An 18,810-nucleotide genomic window follows, 5' to 3' on the forward strand; every position below is an offset into this window, starting at 1 on the left:
GGGCCTTCCTCGACCGGTGGCGACGTCCGCACAGCGTACTGAAGTGAAGTCGGGTTCACGGGGATACCGCTCGGTCCGCCACGAGACGAGCAGCGAGCGCGACCGCCTCCGACCGGTTGAGCTTGCCCACGCGGTTCTGCGGCAGGTCGGGCACGACGTGGACGACCTCCGGCCACTTGGCCTTGGGGAAGCCGGCGGCCTCCAGCCCCCGCTGCACGCCGGCGAGGTCGATCGGCTCGACCGTGACCAGCAGCGCGGCGACGCGCTCCCCCAGCAGCTCGTCCGGCACGGGCACCACGCAGACCTGGGCCACCTGGGGCAGGTCGGCCAGGGCCGCCTCGACCTCGTTCACGTCGATGTTGCGGCCGCCGCGGATGATGACCTGCTTCTCCCGGCCGGACACCTGGAGGAAGCCGCCCTCGTCGATCCGCCCGAGGTCGCCGGTCGGCAGGAACCCGTCGTCGGTGAGGTCGGGCCGCTGCGGCCGCCCCTCCCGCGCGTAGCCGAGGAACAGCGACGGGCCGCTGACCTGGAGCCGCCCCTCCCGGCCGGGCGCCACGGGGCGACCGTCCTCGCCGACCACCCGCACGTCGGTGCCCGGGAAGGGGCGACCGTCGCGCCCCAGGCGCACGGACGCGTCGTCGTCGGGACGGGGGGACGTGTGGCCCAGGCACTCGGACATGCCGAACACGCGGAGGAACCGGGTGCCGAGGGCACGCTCGGCACGCTCGAGGGCGACCGCGTTCATCGGCCCGCCGCCGACCGTCATCGCCCGCAGGGAGGACAGGCGGCCCTCGCTGCCGGGGACGAGGGAGAGCTGCAGCGCCATGGTCGGCACGAGCATCGTCCACGCGACGCGCCGCGACTCCATGAGGTCGAGCGCCTCGGCGGGGTTCCACTTCTCGAGGCAGACCTGGCTGCCGCCGAGCAGCGCGGGCAGGTAGAGGCCGAAGCAGAAGGCGGCGACCGACGACAGCGGCACGAGCGCCGCCACCGGGTCCCCGGGCCGCAGGCCGACGAGGTCGATGGTGGTGCGCGCGGCGTACCGCAGCGCGTCCTCGGACTGCACGACGCACTTCGGCCGTCCGGTGGAGCCCGACGTCATCGCGATCGCGACGCCGCCGCCCCAGCGCTCGACCCCGGCCGTGGTGCCCGGGCGCGCCCGCAGGTCCCAGCCCTGCAGCACCTCCCGGTACGCCGCCAGGTCGCCCTCGTCGACCTCCCAGCGCTCGACGATCTCGGGCGACGCGACGACGGCGTCGGGCGCGACGTCCTCGAGCGCCAGCTCGAACTCGCCCCGCGTCGCGTGGTGGCTCATCACGGTGACGAGGCCGCCGCGCATGCCGACGGCGAGCGCCGTGGCCATGGTGCGCCACGTGTTGTCGGCCTGCAGCAGCACCGTGGGGGCGCCGTCGGTGACCTCGCCGAGGGCGTCGGCGAGCCGACGGGCCGCGGCGACGACCTCGCCGACGGTGTGGTCGCCGGTGCCGTCGACGACGAGCACCGCGTCGGGATCGGTCGCCGCGCGGACCTCGAGCTCCTGCGCCAGCTTCCTCATGGCGACTGCCTCCTGGGGGTGGTGGGTGGTGCGGATCGATGGGGGTCGTGCGCCGTGGGTCTCAGGGGACGACGACCGCCCGCCCCTGCACCCGACCGGCCCGGAGGTCGTCGAGCGCCGTGAGGGCGTCCGCGAGCGGATAGGTGTGCACCTCGGCCGTCACCGTGCCCTGCCGGGCGAGCGTGACGACGTCGACGAGGTCGGAGCGGTGGCCCCAGAACGGGGCGTCGAAGGTCCAGCCGTTGGCGAGGCGGCCCTTGGCCACCTCGAGCCGGCCGCCGCCGCTGCCCACGACCACGACGGTGCCGCCGGGCGCGAGCAGCTCGGGCGCCACCGCGAGCGTCGTCGGGGAACCGACGAAGTCGAGCACGAGGTCGGCTCCGGGGCCGCGCCCCAGGCCGGCCAGCTCGGCGGCGACGTCCCCGACGTCGGCCACCGCGGCGCGGGCGCCGAGACGGAGCGCGAGCTCCCGCGCCGCGGGCCGGGGCTCGACGGCGACCACGGCGGTGTCGGGCAGGGCCCGGAGGATCTGCAGGGCGAGGTGACCGAGACCGCCGACGCCGATGAGGACCGTCGTGCCGCCCTCGGCGAGGGCGCGGTGCCGGCGCACGGCGTGCTGGGCCGTCAGGCCCGCATCGGTGAGGGGCGCGGCGGCGGTGGCGGCCAGCCCGTCGGTCGGCACGAGGTGACGGACGTCCGGCACCAGCACGTAGTCGGCCAGGCCCCCGTCGCGCCCCAGGCCCGCGCCGGCGGGTCCGTCGGCCAGCTCGAGGCAGTAGCTCTCCCTGCCGCGCCGGCAGTTGCGGCACGTCCCGCAGCCCCAGACGCCGTGCACGACGACCGCGGTGCCGAGCACGGCGGGGTCCACGTCGTCACCCGCTGCGGCCACGGTGCCCGCGATCTCGTGGCCCAGCGTGAACGGGGCCTCGTAGGGCAGCGCGCCGGCGGGAGCGTCCACGACGTGGAGGTCGGACTGGCACAGGCCGGCGGCCTCGACCCGCACGAGCACCTGCCGCCCCTCGGGCCGGGGCACGTCGACCTCGGCCAGCACGGGCCGGGCCGCCCACTCCACGAGCCGCAGCGCCCGCATCCGCGCGGGCACGGCGGCGGTCGGGGCACTCATCGCGCCGTCCACCCGCCGTCGACCACCAGGCACTGACCGGTGACGTACGTCGACGCGTCGGACGCCAGGAACAGCAGCGCACCGTCGACCTCGCCCTCCTGGCCGCCCCGGCCGAGCATGGTGCCGCGGCGGACCCAGTTCGCCGACGCCTCGTTCGTGAACAGCCCGTCCGTCATCTCGGTATCGAACCAGCCGGGGACGAGGGTGTTGACGCGCACCCCGCGCCGGCCCCACTGGCCGGCCAGCTCGCGCGACAGACCGGTGACGGCCGCCTTGGACGCGGCGTAGCTGGCCCCGCCGACCGGCGCGGTGGAGACCAGGCCGATGACCGAGCCGAGGTTGACGATCGACAGGGGCGAGCCCTCCGGCACGGCGTCGACGACGGCGACGGCGAGGTGGAAGCCGGCGGTGAGGTTGAGCCCGAGCACGCTGTCGAAGACCTCGGGGGTGTCCTCGACCGCGGCGGGCGGGCCGGCGCGGCCTGCGTTGTTGACGAGCACGTCGATCCGCCCCGACTCGGCGACGACCCGCTCCACGAGGGCGTCGCGGTCCGCGGCGACCGTGACGTCGCAGCGGACGGGCACGATCCGGGGCACCTCCCGGGCGAGCTCCTCGAGGCGGTCGAGGCGTCGCGCCGCGGCGTACACGGTCGCGCCGGCCTCGGCGAGCGTGCGCGCGAAGCCGGCGCCGAGCCCGGAGGAGGCGCCGGTCACGACGGCGACGCGGCCCGTGAGGTCGAAGAGGTCGAGCGCCCCCATCAGTAGACCGCCGTCCGGCCGCCGTCGACGGGGATGAGCGCACCGGTCAGGTAGCCGGGCGCGTCGGAGGCCAGGTGCACCACGAGCGCGGCCAGCTCCTCGGGCTGCCCGAGCCGACCGGCGGGGAGCCGGTCGGTGACGAGGCCGAGGAACGCGTCGTCCCACGACTCGCTCATGTCGGTCGCGAAGGCGCCCGGCATCAGGCAGTTCACGCGGACGGTCGGGGCGTACTCCTGCGCGAACGCGCGGGTGAGGGCGTTGAGGCCGTTCTTGGCCGCGGCGTAGACCGCCTCCGGCGGGCTCGGCCGCTCGGCGCCGATGCTCGAGATGTTGATGATGGAACCGCTGCCCGCGGCGTGCATGTGTGCGCCCGCGGTGGCCATGAGGCGGAACGGGCCCTTGACGTTGACCTCCATGGTCTTGTCGAAGAGGCCCTCGCCCAGCTCCAGCAGCGACGGGGCGAGCGGGGCGATCCCGGCGTTGTTGACGAGCACGTCGATCCGGCCGTGGTCGGCCACGACGGAGTCGACCGCGGGGCCGATGGCGTCCCAGTCGCCCACGTGCAGCCGCAGGGGGTACGCCGCGCGTCCGGTCCGCTCCGTGATGGCGGCCGCCGTCTCCTCGCAGGCCTCGAGCTTGCGGCTCGAGACGACCACGGTGGCGCCGGCGTCGGCCAGGGCGAACGCGATCGCGCGCCCCAGGCCGCGGGTGGCGCCGGTGACGAGGGCGACCTTGCCCTCGAGCAGCAGGTCGGTCACGCCTCCTCCTTGTAGCGGTCGAGCTCGAGGCGGGCCATGGTGCGCAGGTGCACCTCGGTCGGGCCGTCGGCGATCTGGAGCGCGCGGGTGATGGCGAACAGGCGGCTCAGCACCGTGTCGTCGCTGACGCCGGCGGCGCCGAACGTCTGCACCGCGCGGTTGACGACGTCGTGGGCGGTCTCCATGGCGGCGACCTTGATCGCGGCGACCTCGGACCGGGCCGCGGCGTTGCCGCGGGTGTCCATGAGCCAGGCGGCCTTGAAGGTGAGCAGGCGGATCTGGTCGATCTCCATGCGGCTGCGCGCGATCCACTCGCGCACGACGCCGCGCCTGGCCAGGGGCTCGCCGAAGGCCACGCGGCTGGTGGCCCGCCGGCACATGAGCTCGAGCGCGCGTTCCGCCATGCCGATGGCCCGCATCGCGTAGTGCATGCGGCCGGGACCGAGGCGACCCTGGGCGATCGCGAAGCCGTCGCCCTCGCTGCCGAGCATGTTCGTGACGGGCACGCGGACGTCGGTGAACTGCACCTCGCCGTGCCCGAGACGGTCGCGGTAGCCGAACATCGGCAGGTCCCGCAGGACCTCGATCCCCGGGGCGTCGGCGGGCACGAGCACCATGCTCTGCTGCCGGTACGTCGGCCCCTCGGGGTCGGACTTGCCCATGAAGATCACCAGGCCGCAGTCGGGGTCGAGGATCCCGGAGGTGTACCACTTGCGGCCGTTGAGGACGTACTCGTCCCCGTCCCGGCGGATCGTGGAGGTGATGTTGCGGGCGTCGGAGCTCGCCACGTCCGGCTCGGTCATCGCGAAGGCCGAGCGGATCTCGCAGCGCAGCAGCGGGTCCAGCCACTGCTCCTGCTGCTCGGGCGTGCCGTACATGGCCAGGATCTCCATGTTGCCGGTGTCGGGCGCCGAGCAGTTGGCGGCCTCGTTGCCGATCATCGAGCGGCCGAGCTCCTCGGCCAGCGGGGCGTACTCGAGGTTGGTCAGGCCGGCGCCGCGGTCGCCGTGGGTCATGAACAGGTTCCAGACGCCGAGCTCACGTGCCGTGGCCTGCAGCTCGAGCATGACCGCGGGCTGCTGGTGCGGGTTCTCCGCCGCGGCCACCTGGGCGTCGTAGACCGGCTCGGCCGGGATGACGTGCTCGTCCATGAACGTGCGCACGGTGCCGAGCAGGGCGGTCGTGCGCGGGCTGTGGTCGAAGTCCACGGGGTGCCTTCCTTGTCGCGGGCGATCGGGCTCGGGGAGCCGATCAGAGCCGGTCGAGCCCGGTCTCGATGAGCCGGGTGATGGTCGCGGGGAGCTGCTCCTGGGCGGGGTCGTGGTGACGACCCTCGCGGTGGCGACGCAGGTTGTGGCCCATGATCGCGGCCATCTTGAAGCGGCCGAGGGCGTTGAACCACGCCTGGTCGGGCCGGTCGGCGCCGCCGGCGAGCCCCAGCAGCTCGTCCTCGCCGGGCAGGCCCGGCACCTCGCGGCCGACGCCGGGGAAGTTGCTCCCGTCGGCGAAGACGAGGAACCAGCCGAGCTCGACCCGCGGGTCGCCGAGGCTCCAGATCTCCCAGTCGATGAGCGCCACGGGGTGCTCGCCGCGGCTGAGCAGGTTGCCGAGGCGGTAGTCGCCGTGGACGAGCACGGGGTCGACGGCCGCGGGCACCGCGGCCGCGAGCCGCTCGCCGAGCACGTCGCCCTGCGGCAAGAGCTCCGGCGGGACGGCACCCATCGTGCGCACCCAGCGCGCGAGCTCGTCCGCGGGCGTCAGCACGGGCCCGGGGTCGGGGACCGCGGCGATGGGGACGCCGTGGAGGGCGGGCAGGGCCGCCGCCGCGTGGCGCATGCGGGTGGCCGCGAGGTCGGCGGGGACCGGCGGGTCGTCGAGCACGGGCTCGAGGGACTCGCCCTCGACCAGCTCCATGGCGAACCAGGCGGGCTCCGTGTCGTCGACCGCACGCACCGCCGGCACGGCCACCGGGGTGTCCGCCAGCGCCTGGAGGATCCGGGCCTGCCGGAGCATGTCGTGGCGCCCGATGGAGCGCTGGCCCGGGGGCACGGCCTTGACGACGAGAGGCCCCTCGCCGGTGTCGAGGCGGTAGGTGAGGCCCGAGTGGCCGCCCGGCATGACCTCGAGCGGACCCACCTCGAGGCCCGGCGCGGTCGCGCGGAGCACCTCGGCGACGCGCGGCCCGAGGTCGCGGGCGTGCTGCTCCGCCGCGCCGGTCACGCCGGCTCCCGCGGCAGGCCGAGCACGCGCTCGGCGAGGATGTTGTGCTGGATCTCGTCGGTGCCGCCGGCGATGCGGTAGCCCGGGGCACCGAGCACGTGCTCGAGCCAGGCGTGCTCGCCCCAGCGTCCCGAGTCGACCGTCAGGTCGGGCCCGAGCAGCAGGCGCGCCACCTCGGAGGTGCGCGCCATCGTGTCGGTGGCGAGCAGCTTGCCGACGGACGCCTCGGCGCCCGGGTCCTGCCCCGCGACGACGGCGGCGGCGACCCGGATGCCGGTCAGCCGCTGCACGTAGGCCCGGGTGACCAGGTCGGCGACCCGGTCCACCTCGAGGGCGTCGAGCGGGGTCGCGCGGTGCCGGGCCATCTCGACGGCCTGGTCGGCGTTGTCGAGCCCGAGGCCGCCCGAGTCGAGGCGCTCGGAGGCGAGCACGGTCAGCGCGACCTTCCAGCCCTGCCCCTCGGGGCCGAGCCGCTGCTCGTCGCCGACCACGACGCCGTCGAGGTAGACCTCGTTGAACGACGCGCCGCCGGTCATCTGCCGGATGGGCCGCACGGTCACGCCCGGGGCGTCCAGCGGCACGAGGAACACGGTGAGGCCGCGGTGCTTCGGGGCGGAGGGGTCGGTGCGGCAGACCGCGATCCCGACGTCGGACACCGTGGCCCCGGACGTCCAGACCTTGTGGCCGTCGATGCGCCACCCGCCGTCGTCGGTGCGCACCGCGCGGGTGCGGACCGCCGCGAGGTCGGAACCGGCCTCCGTCTCGGAGAAGAGCTGGCAGGCGATGACGTCCGTGCGGAGCATGGCGCGCAGGTAGCGCTCCTTCTGCTCCGGCGTGCCCCACTGGAGCACGGTCGGCGCGACGAGCTGCTGGGTGACGGGGAACATCTCGGTGCGCTTCGGCACCGCGAACTCCTCCTCGACCCGGCGGAACGCGACGGCGTACGACGCGGGGAGCGACCGCCCGCCGTACTCCGCGGGCCACGTGAGCGGGCCCCAGCCCGCGTCGAAGCGCGCCTGCTCGTAGGCCCGGATGCGGTCGGTCTCGGAGCGCTCCTCCTCGGGCGTCCAGCTCTCGAAGACGGCGACGGAGTCGCTGCCCTCGCCCCAGGCGCTCGCGGTGCGGGGCGGGGCGACGCCGGCCAGCCAGGCACGGGCGTCGGCCACGAAGGTGTCGAAGTCGGGCAGGGTCACGGTGGCCTCCCTCAGACGCCGAGGACGGTGCAGGCGCTGATGCCGGGCGCGCCGTACACGTGGGTGAAGCCCAGTCGCGGGGCCGGGGCGACCTGGCGCTCCCCCGCCTCGCCGCGGAGCTGGGTGACGATCTCGTGGACCTGGCGCAGGCCGGAGGCCCCGATGGGCTCGCCGTTGGCGATGCAGCCGCCGTCGGTGTTGACCGGCAGACGACCCCCGATCTCGGTGAGGCCCTCGGCGAGCCACTTCTCCTGCTCGCCGTGCTCGCAGAAGCCGCACTCGGCGAGGTGCATGATCTCGGCGCCGCTCTCGGTGTCCTGGAGCTGCGCGACGTCGATGTCGGAGGGCGCGACGCCCGCCATCTCGAAGGCCGCGCGGGCCGCGTCGGCACTCACGCTCGACGGCTCGCCGGCGCCCTGCACGGCGGGGCTGAAGACCTCGAAGGAGCCGAAGGAACGGGTGCGCGCCGAGACGGCCAGCACCTTGACCGGGCGGCCGCCGAGACGGCGCGCGGCGGCCTCGCTGGCGAGCACGATCGCGGCGCCGCCCTCGCCGGGCGAGCAGAACATGTAGCGCGTCAGCGGGTCGTTGACCATGTCGGCGGAGGCGATGACCTCCTCGTCCATGGCCTCGCGGCGCCAGGCGTTGGGGTTGAGCGCACCGTTCCGGTAGGCCTTCGCCGCCACCCGCGCGAGCGTCTGCCGCGAGATGCCGTGCTGCTCCATGTAGCGCGCGATCTTGATCGCGAAGAACTGGGTGGTGACCATGAGCCCCGCCTCGCCGTAGCCGGCGGGCAGGCCCCACTCCTCGGGGCGCGGGTCGAACGCTCCCCGGGGGTGCTTGTCGAAGCCGACGGCGAGCGCGATCTCGGCCCGCCCGGACTCGATGGCGTCGATCGCCGCGACCAGCGCACTGCCTCCGGTGGCGCACCCGTTCTTCACGTTGGTGAAGGGGATGCCCGTGAGGCCGAGGTCGCTGACGAGCGTGTCGGCCAGGCCCGAGCCGTCGCTGCCGCCGAAGGCGACCTGCACGTCGGGCCAGGTGATGCCGGCGTCGGTCAGGGCGGCGCGCACCGCCTGGAGGGCGAGGGCGCGACCGCTGACGCCGGGCTGGCGCCCGAAGCGGGACAGGCCCGCACCGATGATCGAGACGGTCATCGCGCACCTCCGTCGACGACGGCGAAGCACGGCACCGGCTCGGTCGCGACGAGGGCGACCTGCGCCCCCGACAGCGTGGCGAAGTCCGCCCCGCGGGGGTCGAGGACGGCCTCGACCTTGACCCCCTCGGGCAGCTCGACGTACCCCACGGCGAAGGGGCGGAACCCCTCCGCCGGGGGCACGTACGGCGGTGACTTCGGTGCGAACCGCTGCACCGTCCACCCCCAGACCGTGCCCTGGCTCGACAGCGGCAGCGCGGCGGTCTCGTTCGAGCCGCAGCGCTGGCAGCCGTCGGCGACCGGGAAGGCGACGTTCCCACAGACGGTGCAGCGGCTGCCCTCGAGGGCGGCGGGTGCGGCAGGTGCGGTGGTCACGGTTCTCCTCGGTCGACGTCGGTGTCGGGCTGGGACGGGCTAGGGGGTGGGGGCGGTGACCCGTCGGGTCAGCGACCGACCCACTTGGGCTCGCGCTTGCCGAGGAAGGCCTGCACGCCCTCCTTGGCGTCCTCCGACTGCAGCGCGTTGCCCACGGCGAGGTGCTCCATGACCATGAGCGAGCGCACGTCGGCGTCGAGGCCCTGGTTGATCGTCATCTTGGTGAGACGCATCGCGAAGGGGCTCTTGTCGATGATCGGCGCGACGAAGTCGGCGACGAGCTGGTCGAGCTCCTCGGCGGGGGCCGACGCGTTGATGAGGTCGAAGTCGACGGCCTCGGTGCCGGAGAGCAGCTTGCCCGTGAGCATGAGCTCCTTGGTCTTGCGGAGGCCGATCATGCGCGGGAGGCGGTAGATCGGGCCGGCGCCGCCGAAGAGCGCGCGACGGATGTGGAAGTCACCGATCTTGGCGTCGTCCGCGCTGACCGCGAAGTCGCACGAGATCATGAGCTCGAAGCCGCCGGCCGTCACGTAGCCCTCGAGCACGGCCACGGAGGGCGTGTTCATCTGGTAGAGCCGGTCGCAGACCTGCGCCGAGAGCACCGCGACCTCCATGGCCTGGGTGTTGCCGACGTAGTTCTCGAGGAGCTCGTCGAGGTCGAAGCCCGAGCAGAACGTGCCGCCCTTGCCGCGGAGCACGAGCACGTGGAGGTCGGGGTCCTCGTCGACCTCCTTGATGATCTCGTCGAGGCGGTGGAGCAGCTCCACCGTGACGGCGTTCTTCTTGTGCGGCCGGTTGAGCCAGACGCGGGCGACATTGCCGTCCTTCTCGAGCAGGACGTGGTCGGTGTCGATCACAGCGGGTCCTTTCAGAATGAACTGGATTCACTTCAGTATGTGCGCCCGGACTGGCGCCGGTCAATGCCTGAACTGAAGTTAGTTCAGGAAACTTCGAGCGGGGTGGAGCCGGGCACGGCGAGCAGCGCCGCCAGCCGCGCACGGTGGTCGCGCGCCGAGCCGAACTGGGCCTCGTCGCCGAGCGCCCGACGCAGGTAGCGGTGGGCCGGGTGCTCCCAGGTGAAGCCGATGCCGCCGTGCAGCTGGACGGCCTCGTGGGCCGCGGCCAGCACCGCCTCGGTGCCCACGGCGGCGGCCACGGCAGCGGCCACCTCCGCGCCGCCGAGGTCGTGGCCCGCTGCGACGTCGTCGTCGAGGCGCGCCGCGGCGTACCGCACTGCGGAGCGGCAGCGCTCGCGGGCGACGAGCACGTCGGCCAACCGGTGCTTGACCGCCTGGAAGGAACCGATGGGGCGGCCGAACTGCTGGCGGGTCGTCACGTGCGCCACCGTCATGTCGAGGAGCCGCGCCACCATGCCCGCGTGCTCCGCCGCCACGGCGACCTGGCGCAGGACCGCGAGGCGCCGCAGGGCGTCGTCGACGCCGTCCGGCCCCACGAGGACACGGGCGGACGCGCCCTCCAGCACGACGTCACCCAGGCGACGCGTGACGTCGAGGTGCTCGAGCGGCGTCACGCCGGCTTCGGCCAGGTCGACGAGGAGCAGCATCCGCCCCTCCGGTCCCACGGCCGGTGCCACGAGGTGCGTGGCCCCGACGGCGTCGAGCACCCGGTGCAGCCGGCCGCTGGCCGTGCCGCCCTCCAGGCGCAGGGCCTCGGCGTGGCCCCACGCGTCGGTGACGAGGGCGGACCCCGCCAGTGCGTCGGCGAGGACGTCCGCGGCCACCGCCGGGTCGTCGGCGAGGAGCAGCGCCTGCAGGCCGAGCACGGCCGAGGACAGCACGGGGTCGGGCACGAGGGCGGCGCCCGTCTCCTCCAGCACCACGACGAGCTCCCGCAGCCCGAACCCCGCGCCCCCCTGGGCCTCGGGCACGGCGATCGCGGTCAGGTCGAGCTCGGCCGTCAGCCGTCGCCACACCTCGGTGGGCACCTGGCCGCTCTCGACCGCACCCAGCAGCTGCTCGAGGTCGCCGTGCTTCTCGACGATCGACCTCGCCACGGCGCGGAGGTCCTCGTGCTCGGGCACGGGCGCGAGGACCGCGGGATCCGAGTCGGGCCAGAGCGGGGGCAGACGGTCGGGTGCGCTCACGGTCGTCTCCTAAACTGAAGTGACATCAGTTCAAGATAGGACCGAGGCCTCTCCGGCGCAACGGTTGGCGGGCAGCCAAACCTGAACTAGGTTCAGTTCATGGCCACACCCAACCACCTCACGCGCTACTACGCCGACGTCGACGCCGGCGACATCGACGCCGCCCAGGCACGCCTCCACCCGGAGGTCACCTTCGCCATCCACCTGCCCGCGGAGTCGCGGCGCGGGACGACGAGCGAGGAGATGGTCGGCTACCTCCGCGACCGGGGTCCGGTCGACCGGGCCCACCACCCGCTGCGCACCGGCGTCGACGAGGACCTCGAGTTCGTCTACGGCGCGGTCGTGGAGGACGGCGTGACGACGACGGGCCACTTCCTCGCGGCCGTGCGCGTCACGGACGGGCTCATCACCCGCTACCAGGTCTCCTTCGACGTCGAGCTCGCCCTGCTGGGGGTGGACGCATGAGCGCGACCCCGTTTCCTCCAGCAGTGGTTCACCTTCATGGACTCCGACGACCCCGACCGGGTGCTCGACCACATCACCGACGACTTCGTGATGTCCGTGCTGTTCTCCCGGGGGGCCGACCAGGCCGCGGAGTTCACCGGCGACCGCGAGGGCCTGGTCGGCTACCTCGCCCAGCGCGAGAAGAGCACCCTGGTGCACGAGGTGATCGCCGGCAGCACGGTCGGCGACACCGAGCTCGTGCTCGGCCGCACCACGCGGGACGGCGCCTTCGAGGCCAGCTTCAACGCCTCGGCGCAGCTCGTCGACGGGAAGGTCCGTCGCCTGCTGATGGCCCGCACCCCCGCGCTCGAGTTCGAGGCCTGACCTGGCGATCGGCCTGACCGGCTGACCCGTGGGTCAGCCGGTCACGACCATGCACTTGCCGCGGGTACGTCCCGTGAGCAGGTCGACGACGGCCTGGGGCGCCTGCTCCAGGCCGTCGTACGTCGCGGTGTCGAGCCGCATCCGACCCGCGCGCCACAGGGCGGCCAGCTCGACGCGCACCTCGTCGGCGTGCTCGGCGAACGCGCCGGCGCGGAAGCCGCGGAGCGTGAGGTTCTTGCTCGTCGCGAGGAACAGGTTGTCGATCCCGGGGGCGGGCGCGCCGTCGTACCCCGCGACGGCACCGCAGAGAGCGGCGCGACCGAAGGGCCGCAGGTGGTCCAGCGCCGCGACGAGGTGTCCCCCGCCGACGTTGTCGAAGTAGACGTCGATCCCGTCGGGGGCGGCGGCGGCCAGGCCCTCCGCCACGCCCGCGCGGTGGTCGAAGGCGGCGTCGAACCCCAGCTCCTCGCGCAGGTAGGCGACCTTCTCGGGACCTCCGGCGCTCCCGACCACGCGGCACCCCCGTGACCGCGCCAGCTGACCCGCCACGCTCCCGACCGCCCCGGCCGCCGCCGACACCCAGACCGTCTCGCCCTCGGCAGCACGGGCGACGGGCACGATGCCGGACCACGCGGTGAGGCCGGTCCCGCCGAGCAGGCCGAGGTGGACCTCCGGCGGCGCCAGCTCGGCGTCGAGCCGGGTCAGCGCACCGGCACCGCCCAGTGCGCCCGCGCCCGCGTCGACGACGGCGAGCTCGCGGTAGCCGCGCGCGTGCTGCACGAGGTCGCCCTCGGCGAACCCCGACGCCCGCGACTCGAGCACGGTGCCCACCGCCAGGCCCTCGATCCCCTCACCGAGACCGAAGGCCGGGAGGTAGCCGGGCGGGCTCTCGGGGTCCATCCGCAGCCGCACGGCCGCGTCGACGGAGTGGTGGCTGGTGGCGACGAGCACCTGGCCGTCCGCGAGGCGCGGCACCTCGACCTCGACCACCTCCAGGTCGGCGGCTCGGAGCGTGCCGGAGGGGCGGCGTACCAGACGCAGCTCGCGGGTCCTCACGCCGACGGCTCCGCACCGTAGAAGCGGCACAGGACCGTCGCGATGCAGGCGGGCTTGGCGCCGTGCTCGACCTCGATCGTCACGTCGAACCGCGCCTGGACACCGCCTCCCACCGGCTGGACGTCGGCGAGCACGGCGCTGGCGCGCACGCGGCTGCCCGCGGTGACGGGCGCGGGGAAGCGCACGCGGTCGAGCCCGTAGTTGACGCCCATCGCGGCACCGTCCACGACGACGAGCGCGTCGAGCAGGGGCGCGACGAGCGACAGCGTCAGGTAACCGTGGGCGACGGTGGCTCCGAACGGACCCCGCGCGGCCCGCTCCGGGTCGGTGTGGATCCACTGGTGGTCGTCGGTCGCGTCGGCGAACGTGTCGATCCGCTGCTGGTCGACCTGCAGCCAGGGCCCGGGGCCCAGCGCGGAGCCGACGGCGCCGGCGAGGTCGGGCAGCGGGATGCGGACGGCGGTGGACATGGTGGCTCCCTGCGGATCGGGGTGGCAAACTGACCTGAGTTCACTTCATACTGAACCACAACGGCTGCCGGCACCAGGCGCCAGACGAGGAGGGCGGGCGATGGAGCTCGCAAGCGCGACGCCGCGGTTCGCGGGACGCACCGTGCTGGTCACGGGAGCGACCGGTGGCCTGGGGACCGAGATCTGCCGACGCATCGCCGGGGAGGGCGGACGGCTCGTCGTCACCGACCTCGACGAGGCACCCTGCCAGGAGCTCGTCGCCGCACTGCCCGGCGAGGGCCACCGGGCGATCCGCCTCGACGTGGCCGGCGAGGACTCGTGGGTCGCCGCCCTGGAGCAGGTCGCCGCCGACGGCGGCCTCCACGCCCTCGTCAACAACGCAGCGCTGGGCAGCCTCGCCACGGTCGAGGACGAGTCCGTCGAGCACTGGGAGCAGGTCGTCCGCGTCGACCAGACCGGCACCTTCCTGGGGATGAAGCACGGCGGCCCGCTCATCGAGACCTCCGGCGGCGGCGCGATCGTCAACCTCTGCTCGATCCTCGGCACGGTCGGCGGCTTCGGCAACTCGTTCGCGTACCACGCAGCCAAGGGCGCGGTGCGCACGATGACGAAGAACGCCGCGCTGCACTGGGCCACCCGGGGCGTGCGGGTCAACTCGCTGCACCCCGGCTTCATCGGCACGCCGCCGCTGCTCCAGCGGTTCGAGGGGACCGAGCGGCACGCGGCGATGCTCGCGGGCACGCCCATGGGACGTCTCGGCACGCCCGCCGAGATCGCCGCCGTCGTCGCCTTCCTCGCGAGTGACGACGCGGCATTCATGACCGGCTCGGAGATCTACGCGGACGGCGGCTGGACCGCCCGCTGATCCATCGACCCCACCCCGTCGCTCGACAGGAGAACGCGATGTACGTGCTCGTCCACGGCGCCGGCATGGGCGCCAGCTGCTGGGAGCCGTTGCTCCCCCACCTCGACGGCCCCGCCGTGGCCGTCGACCTGCCCGGCCGCGGCACCCGGGCCGACGTGCCGCTGACGTCCGTCACCCTCGACGACTGCGCCCAGGCACTGCTCGACGACGTCGCCGCCCTCGAGGGGGACGACCTGGTGCTGGTCGCCCACTCGTTCGCCGGCGTCACGGTGCCCCGCGTCATGGCCGCCCTCGCCCCCCGGCTGCGGCACGTCGTCTTCCTGTCGGCGGTCGTGCCGCCCGACGGGTCCGCGGTGCTCGACCAGATCGACCCGGGGGTGCGGGAGGCCGTGCGTGCCTCCACGGGCGACGGCATCTACCACCAGGACCCCGCCGGCGCGCAGGCCATGCTGTGCAACGACATGGACGAGGCACAGACCGCGTGGACGCTCGCGCAGGTCGTCGACGACGCGGCGGCGCTGCTGACGGAGCCGGTCGACCTGTCCGGGCTGGAGGCCGACGTCCCCCGGACCTACGTGCGCCTGACGAACGACGCCTGCTACACGCCGGTCCTGCAGGAGGCGTCCGCGCGCCGTGTCGGCGGGAACGAGGTCTTCCTCGACGCGGGACACATGGCCATGGTGACGATCCCCGAGCAGGTCGCGGGGGTCCTGCGCGAGGCGCGCTGAACCCACCCCGGGTCGTGGCCCCAGCGCACCGTCTTCCGTAGCGCTGGGGCCACGACCCGGTACGGCGCGGGTCGACCGTCTGGCACGCTGTGGCCACCATGCCGACCGATCCCGAGCCTGCCGCCGAGCCGGCAGCGCCGACCCCGCCCGAGCCGATCCAGTCGCTCGTGCGCGGGCTGGCGGTGGTGCGGGCGTTCGACGGCGAGCACCCCCGCCTGACCCTGTCGGACGCCGCCCGCCGCTCCGGACTCTCCCGCGCGACCGCGCGGCGGGTGCTCCACACCTTGGTCACGGAGGGGTACGCCGCCACCGACGGCCGCACCTTCCGCCTGACCCCGCGCATCCTCGAGCTCGGGTTCGCCTACCTCTCCGCGCTCGGCCTGCCGGCGGTCGCGCAGCCGCACCTCGAGGCCCTCTCCGCCCAGGTCGGCGAGTCGACGTCGTTGGCGGTGCTCGACGGCGACCAGGTCGTGTACGTCGCGCGCGTCGCCACCCGCCGCATCATGAGCGTCGGGATCACGGTGGGGACGCGGTTCCCGGCGTACGCGACCTCGATGGGCCGCGTGCTGCTCGCCGGTCTCGACGACGCGGCGGTCGACGACGTCCTCGACGGCGACCTCGTCGCCTGGACGCCGCGGACCCTGACGGACCGCGCCGCGCTGCGGGCGGAGGTCGGGCGGACGCGCGAGCGGGGCTGGGCGGCCGTCGAGGAGGAGCTCGAACGCGGGCTGCGCTCCATCGCGGCACCGGTCCGCGACACGGCGGGTGGCGTCGTCGCCGCCGTCAACGTGTCCACGTCCGCGCTCGACCAGCGGGACCTCGAGCGGGAGGTCCTCGCGCCCCTCCTCGCGTGCACCGCGGCGATCGGCGCCGACCTGGAGCGCATCGGTCGCTGAACCGCTCGGGGGCGCGACCTTGGCACGGTCTCGCTCGCGGCGTACAGTCGGTTCGGAAAGCGAACGGACGTTCGCTAGGCGAACAAGGAGTTCCGGTGGAGCAGCTCGACACCTACCTGTACGCAGCCACCCGCACGCCGTTCGGGAAGTTCAACGGGGCGCTCGCCGGGGTGCGGCCCGACGACCTGGCCGCCGGCGTCCTCACGGACCTGCTGGCCCGCACCCCCGGCCTCGACGCCGCGAGCCTCGCCGAACGCACCGAGGTGTTCTTCGGCAACGCCAACGGCGCGGGCGAGGACAACCGCAACGTCGGCCGGATGGCCTGGCTGCTCGCCGGTCTGCCCGTCGCGACGCCCGCGACCACGATCAACCGGCTGTGCGGCTCGAGCCTCGACGCCGCGATCCAGGCCTCCCGCGCACTCGCGTCGGGCGACCTCGGCGAGGACGGCATCGCCGTCGTCGGCGGCGTCGAGTCGATGACGCGCGCGCCGTGGGTGCTGCCCAAGTCCGACCGCCCGTTCCCCGCCGGCGACGTCACCGCGGTCTCGACGACCCTCGGCTGGCGGCTCGTGAACCGGCGGATGCCGCAGGAGTGGACGGTCTCGCTGGGCGAGGCGAACGAGCAGCTCCAGGAGCGCTTCGGCATCAGCCGCGAGCGGCAGGACGCGTTCGCCGCTCGCTCGCACGAGCTCGCCACGCAGGCCTGGGCCGACGGGTTCTACGACGCGTTCGTGTCGCCCGTCGAGGTCCCCGGCCGCAAGGGCACGACGACCGTGGCCCGCGACGAGGGCGTCCGCCCCGACACCACGGTCGACACGCTCGCAGGCCTCACGCCCTCCTTCCGCCCCGACGGCACCATCACGGCCGGCAACGCCTCCCCCCTCTCCGACGGCGCCTCGGCCCTCCTGCTCGGTACGGCGGGGGCCGCGGCCCGCGTCGGCGCCGAGCCCGTCGCGCGGATCGCGGGCCGGGCGGCGAGCGCGCTGGAGCCACAGGCCTTCGGGTTCGCGCCCGCCGAGGCGGCCGACCGGGCCCTCGCCCTGGCCGGCATCGGCTGGGACCAGGTCGGCGCGGTGGAGCTCAACGAGGCCTTCGCGGTGCAGTCCCTGGCCTGCGTCGACGCCTGGCTGCCCGAGGGGCTGCGTGACCCCGGGATCGTCAACACCCGGGGCGGCGCGATCGCCCTGGGCCACCCGCTCGGCGCGTCCGGCGGCCGGGTGCTCGGCACTCTCGCGGCGGTCCTGCGCGAGCGCGGCGAGCGGTGGGGGCTCGCCGCGATCTGCATCGGCGTGGGCCAGGCGCTCGCGGTCGTGCTGGAGAACCTCGACGCCACGGCGGGAGGGGCCCGATGACCACGTTCCACACCGATCCGGCCGAGGCCGTCGCCGGCACCGCCGACGGGTCCACCGTGCTCGTCGGCGGCTTCGGGATGGCCGGCATGCCGGTGACCCTGATCGACGCCCTCATCGACTCCGGTGCCCGCGACCTGACGGTCGTCTCGAACAACGCCGGCAACGGCGACACCGGTCTCGCCGCGCTGCTCGCGGCGAAGCGGGTCCGCAAGATCATCTGCTCGTTCCCCCGCCAGTCCGACTCCTGGGTCTTCGACGGGCTCTACCGGGGCGGCGAGATCGAGCTCGAGGTCGTGCCGCAGGGCAACCTCGCCGAGCGCATGCGTGCGGCGGGCGCCGGCATCGGCGCCTTCTTCTCCCCCACCGGCGTCGGCACGCTGCTGGCCGAGGGCAAGGAGGAGCGCACGATCGACGGCCGCCGCCACGTGCTCGAGATGCCGATCAAGGGCGACGTCGCCCTCATCGGAGCGCACCGCGCCGACCCCATGGGCAACCTCGTCTTCCGCAAGACGGCCCGGAACTTCGGGCCCGTCATGGCCACGGCGGCGACCACCACGGTCGTCGAGGTGCGGGAGGTCGTGGGGCTGGGCGAGCTCGATCCCGAAGCGGTCGTCACGCCCGGCATCTACGTCGACCGGGTGCTGGACCTGTCCGCCACCACCGATCCGGAGGCCACCGCGTGAGCACCCTCGTCCTGCCGTCCGCGACCACGGAGCACACCGACCGCGGCCCCCTCGACAAGCACGAGCTCGCCGCGATCATCGCGCGCGACATCCCGCGGGGCTCCTACGTCAACCTCGGCATCGGGCAGCCCACCCTCGTGGCCGACCACCTCGCCCCCGACGCGGGCGTCGTGCTCCACACCGAGAACGGCATGCTCAACATGGGCCCGGCCGCCCAGGGCGACGAGGTCGACCCCGACCTCACCAACGCCGGGAAGGTGCCGGTGACGGAGCTCCCGGGCGCGGCGTACTTCCACCACGCCGACTCCTTCGCCATGATGCGCGGCGGCCACCTCGACGTGTGCGTGCTCGGGGCCTACCAGGTCGCCGCCAACGGCGACCTCGCCAACTGGCACACGGGCGCGCCTGACGCGATCCCGGCCGTGGGCGGGGCCATGGACCTGGCCATCGGGGCCAAGGACGTGCTCGTCATGATGACGCTCTTCTCGAAGGACGGCACGGCGAAGCTCGTCGAGGCGTGCACCTACCCGCTGACCGGGGCGGCGTGCGTGAGCCGCGTCTACACCGACCACGGCGTCTTCGCCGTGGGCGGTCCCGACGCTGGGGTGACCGTGCTGGAGACCTACGGCGCCTCGGTCGACGAGCTCGCGTCGCGCACCGGGTTGCCGTTGCGCCGGCTCTGACCCG

The 18,810-nt window shown here is 74.3% G+C and carries 21 protein-coding genes; 8 read left to right on the forward strand and 13 right to left on the reverse strand.

Translation table 11 applies throughout. The features are described from left to right. Window positions 1–55 precede the first annotated feature (55 nt). The 11 genes from QE405_RS14845 to QE405_RS14895 all read right to left on the reverse strand — a co-directional run bounded on the left by QE405_RS14845 (window position 56) and on the right by QE405_RS14895 (window position 11,245). On the reverse strand, window positions 56–1,558 hold the full coding sequence (locus QE405_RS14845; protein WP_307202103.1) for a class I adenylate-forming enzyme family protein: 1,503 nt from the start codon (window positions 1,556–1,558) through the stop codon (window positions 56–58). A gap of 61 nt (window positions 1,559–1,619) precedes the next feature. After that, window positions 1,620–2,681: an alcohol dehydrogenase catalytic domain-containing protein gene (locus tag QE405_RS14850; RefSeq protein WP_307202105.1), complete on the reverse strand. Its 1,062-nt coding sequence runs from the start codon at window positions 2,679–2,681 to the stop codon at window positions 1,620–1,622. Then, window positions 2,678–3,439, reverse strand: coding sequence for an SDR family NAD(P)-dependent oxidoreductase (locus QE405_RS14855; RefSeq protein WP_307202106.1), 762 nt, complete (start codon window positions 3,437–3,439; stop codon window positions 2,678–2,680). The genes QE405_RS14850 and QE405_RS14855 overlap by 4 nt, the downstream gene beginning before the upstream one ends. Further along, window positions 3,439–4,197, reverse strand: coding sequence for an SDR family NAD(P)-dependent oxidoreductase (locus tag QE405_RS14860; protein ID WP_307202107.1), 759 nt, complete (start codon window positions 4,195–4,197; stop codon window positions 3,439–3,441). Before QE405_RS14860 ends, QE405_RS14855 begins: the two co-directional genes overlap by 1 nt. Then, the gene (locus QE405_RS14865) at window positions 4,194–5,405 is read right to left on the reverse strand and encodes an acyl-CoA dehydrogenase family protein (RefSeq protein WP_307202109.1); all 1,212 of its coding nucleotides are present in this window, start codon (window positions 5,403–5,405) and stop codon (window positions 4,194–4,196) included. The genes QE405_RS14860 and QE405_RS14865 overlap by 4 nt, the downstream gene beginning before the upstream one ends. Window positions 5,406–5,448: 43 nt before the next feature. Next, a complete protein-coding gene (locus QE405_RS14870) occupies window positions 5,449–6,417 on the reverse strand; it encodes a phosphotransferase family protein (protein WP_307202111.1) in 969 nt (322 codons plus the stop codon). Continuing rightward, window positions 6,414–7,610, reverse strand: a complete 1,197-nt coding sequence (locus tag QE405_RS14875) for an acyl-CoA dehydrogenase family protein (protein ID WP_307202112.1) — start codon at window positions 7,608–7,610, stop codon at window positions 6,414–6,416. The genes QE405_RS14870 and QE405_RS14875 overlap by 4 nt, the downstream gene beginning before the upstream one ends. 11 nt (window positions 7,611–7,621) lie before the next feature. Next, window positions 7,622–8,767: a thiolase family protein gene (locus QE405_RS14880; protein WP_307202115.1), complete on the reverse strand. Its 1,146-nt coding sequence runs from the start codon at window positions 8,765–8,767 to the stop codon at window positions 7,622–7,624. Further along, window positions 8,764–9,141 carry a Zn-ribbon domain-containing OB-fold protein gene (locus QE405_RS14885; RefSeq protein ID WP_307202117.1) on the reverse strand — a complete coding sequence of 126 codons (378 nt, stop codon included), beginning with the start codon at window positions 9,139–9,141 and terminating at the stop codon, window positions 8,764–8,766. Before QE405_RS14885 ends, QE405_RS14880 begins: the two co-directional genes overlap by 4 nt. A 68-nt stretch (window positions 9,142–9,209) precedes the next feature. Beyond that, window positions 9,210–9,998 carry an enoyl-CoA hydratase/isomerase family protein gene (locus QE405_RS14890; protein ID WP_307202119.1) on the reverse strand — a complete coding sequence of 263 codons (789 nt, stop codon included), beginning with the start codon at window positions 9,996–9,998 and terminating at the stop codon, window positions 9,210–9,212. An 83-nt stretch (window positions 9,999–10,081) separates the two neighbouring features. Beyond that, window positions 10,082–11,245, reverse strand: a complete 1,164-nt coding sequence (locus QE405_RS14895; protein ID WP_307202122.1) for an acyl-CoA dehydrogenase family protein — start codon at window positions 11,243–11,245, stop codon at window positions 10,082–10,084. A gap of 99 nt (window positions 11,246–11,344) precedes the next feature. Here QE405_RS14895 and QE405_RS14900 point away from each other — a divergent pair, with 99 nt between their 5' ends. Further along, window positions 11,345–11,710: a nuclear transport factor 2 family protein gene (locus QE405_RS14900; protein ID WP_307202125.1), complete on the forward strand. Its 366-nt coding sequence runs from the start codon at window positions 11,345–11,347 to the stop codon at window positions 11,708–11,710. Window positions 11,711–11,746: 36 nt separating this feature from the next. Then, window positions 11,747–12,073: a hypothetical protein gene (locus QE405_RS14905; RefSeq protein ID WP_307202127.1), complete on the forward strand. Its 327-nt coding sequence runs from the start codon at window positions 11,747–11,749 to the stop codon at window positions 12,071–12,073. Window positions 12,074–12,106: 33 nt separating this feature from the next. On the opposite strand, the gene QE405_RS14910 is transcribed toward QE405_RS14905, so the two are convergent. Continuing rightward, complete coding sequence (locus QE405_RS14910; RefSeq protein ID WP_307202129.1) at window positions 12,107–13,129, reverse strand: MDR family NADP-dependent oxidoreductase; 1,023 nt, start codon at window positions 13,127–13,129, stop codon at window positions 12,107–12,109. Continuing rightward, on the reverse strand, window positions 13,126–13,599 hold the full coding sequence (locus QE405_RS14915) for a MaoC family dehydratase (RefSeq protein WP_307202131.1): 474 nt from the start codon (window positions 13,597–13,599) through the stop codon (window positions 13,126–13,128). Before QE405_RS14915 ends, QE405_RS14910 begins: the two co-directional genes overlap by 4 nt. Before the next feature lie 100 nt (window positions 13,600–13,699). Here QE405_RS14915 and QE405_RS14920 point away from each other — a divergent pair, with 100 nt between their 5' ends. The 6 genes from QE405_RS14920 to QE405_RS14945 all read left to right on the forward strand — a co-directional run bounded on the left by QE405_RS14920 (window position 13,700) and on the right by QE405_RS14945 (window position 18,806). After that, window positions 13,700–14,464, forward strand: a complete 765-nt coding sequence (locus QE405_RS14920) for an SDR family NAD(P)-dependent oxidoreductase (protein ID WP_307202133.1) — start codon at window positions 13,700–13,702, stop codon at window positions 14,462–14,464. Window positions 14,465–14,502: 38 nt separating this feature from the next. Beyond that, on the forward strand, window positions 14,503–15,192 hold the full coding sequence (locus QE405_RS14925) for an alpha/beta fold hydrolase (protein ID WP_307202135.1): 690 nt from the start codon (window positions 14,503–14,505) through the stop codon (window positions 15,190–15,192). 98 nt (window positions 15,193–15,290) lie between these two features. Further along, window positions 15,291–16,088 carry an IclR family transcriptional regulator domain-containing protein gene (locus tag QE405_RS14930; RefSeq protein WP_307202137.1) on the forward strand — a complete coding sequence of 266 codons (798 nt, stop codon included), beginning with the start codon at window positions 15,291–15,293 and terminating at the stop codon, window positions 16,086–16,088. Between the two features lie 95 nt (window positions 16,089–16,183). Next, entirely contained in the window at window positions 16,184–17,440 is a 1,257-nt protein-coding gene (locus tag QE405_RS14935) for a thiolase family protein (RefSeq protein ID WP_307202139.1), read from the forward strand. Continuing rightward, the gene (locus tag QE405_RS14940; RefSeq protein ID WP_307202141.1) at window positions 17,437–18,123 is read left to right on the forward strand and encodes a 3-oxoacid CoA-transferase subunit A; all 687 of its coding nucleotides are present in this window, start codon (window positions 17,437–17,439) and stop codon (window positions 18,121–18,123) included. The genes QE405_RS14935 and QE405_RS14940 overlap by 4 nt, the downstream gene beginning before the upstream one ends. After that, window positions 18,120–18,806 carry a 3-oxoacid CoA-transferase subunit B gene (locus tag QE405_RS14945; protein ID WP_307202143.1) on the forward strand — a complete coding sequence of 229 codons (687 nt, stop codon included), beginning with the start codon at window positions 18,120–18,122 and terminating at the stop codon, window positions 18,804–18,806. Before QE405_RS14940 ends, QE405_RS14945 begins: the two co-directional genes overlap by 4 nt. Window positions 18,807–18,810 lie beyond the last annotated feature (4 nt).

The sequence above is a fragment of the Nocardioides zeae genome, from assembly GCF_030818655.1.
Classification (GTDB): domain Bacteria; phylum Actinomycetota; class Actinomycetes; order Propionibacteriales; family Nocardioidaceae; genus Nocardioides; species Nocardioides zeae_A.

What these genes read in the sequence shown, in the direction of transcription:
- QE405_RS14845 (WP_307202103.1), bottom strand. Translation starts at nt 1,558, where the DNA reads ATGAGGAAGCTGGCGCAGGAGCTCGAGGTCCGCGCGGCGACCGATCCC.
- QE405_RS14850 (WP_307202105.1), bottom strand. Translation starts at nt 2,681, where the DNA reads ATGAGTGCCCCGACCGCCGCCGTGCCCGCGCGGATGCGGGCGCTGCGG.
- QE405_RS14855 (WP_307202106.1), bottom strand. Translation starts at nt 3,439, where the DNA reads ATGGGGGCGCTCGACCTCTTCGACCTCACGGGCCGCGTCGCCGTCGTG.
- QE405_RS14880 (WP_307202115.1), bottom strand. Translation starts at nt 8,767, where the DNA reads ATGACCGTCTCGATCATCGGTGCGGGCCTGTCCCGCTTCGGGCGCCAG.
- QE405_RS14900 (WP_307202125.1), top strand. Translation starts at nt 11,345, where the DNA reads ATGGCCACACCCAACCACCTCACGCGCTACTACGCCGACGTCGACGCC.
- QE405_RS14905 (WP_307202127.1), top strand. Translation starts at nt 11,747, where the DNA reads ATGGACTCCGACGACCCCGACCGGGTGCTCGACCACATCACCGACGAC.
- QE405_RS14915 (WP_307202131.1), bottom strand. Translation starts at nt 13,599, where the DNA reads ATGTCCACCGCCGTCCGCATCCCGCTGCCCGACCTCGCCGGCGCCGTC.
- QE405_RS14920 (WP_307202133.1), top strand. Translation starts at nt 13,700, where the DNA reads ATGGAGCTCGCAAGCGCGACGCCGCGGTTCGCGGGACGCACCGTGCTG.
- QE405_RS14925 (WP_307202135.1), top strand. Translation starts at nt 14,503, where the DNA reads ATGTACGTGCTCGTCCACGGCGCCGGCATGGGCGCCAGCTGCTGGGAG.
- QE405_RS14930 (WP_307202137.1), top strand. Translation starts at nt 15,291, where the DNA reads ATGCCGACCGATCCCGAGCCTGCCGCCGAGCCGGCAGCGCCGACCCCG.
- QE405_RS14940 (WP_307202141.1), top strand. Translation starts at nt 17,437, where the DNA reads ATGACCACGTTCCACACCGATCCGGCCGAGGCCGTCGCCGGCACCGCC.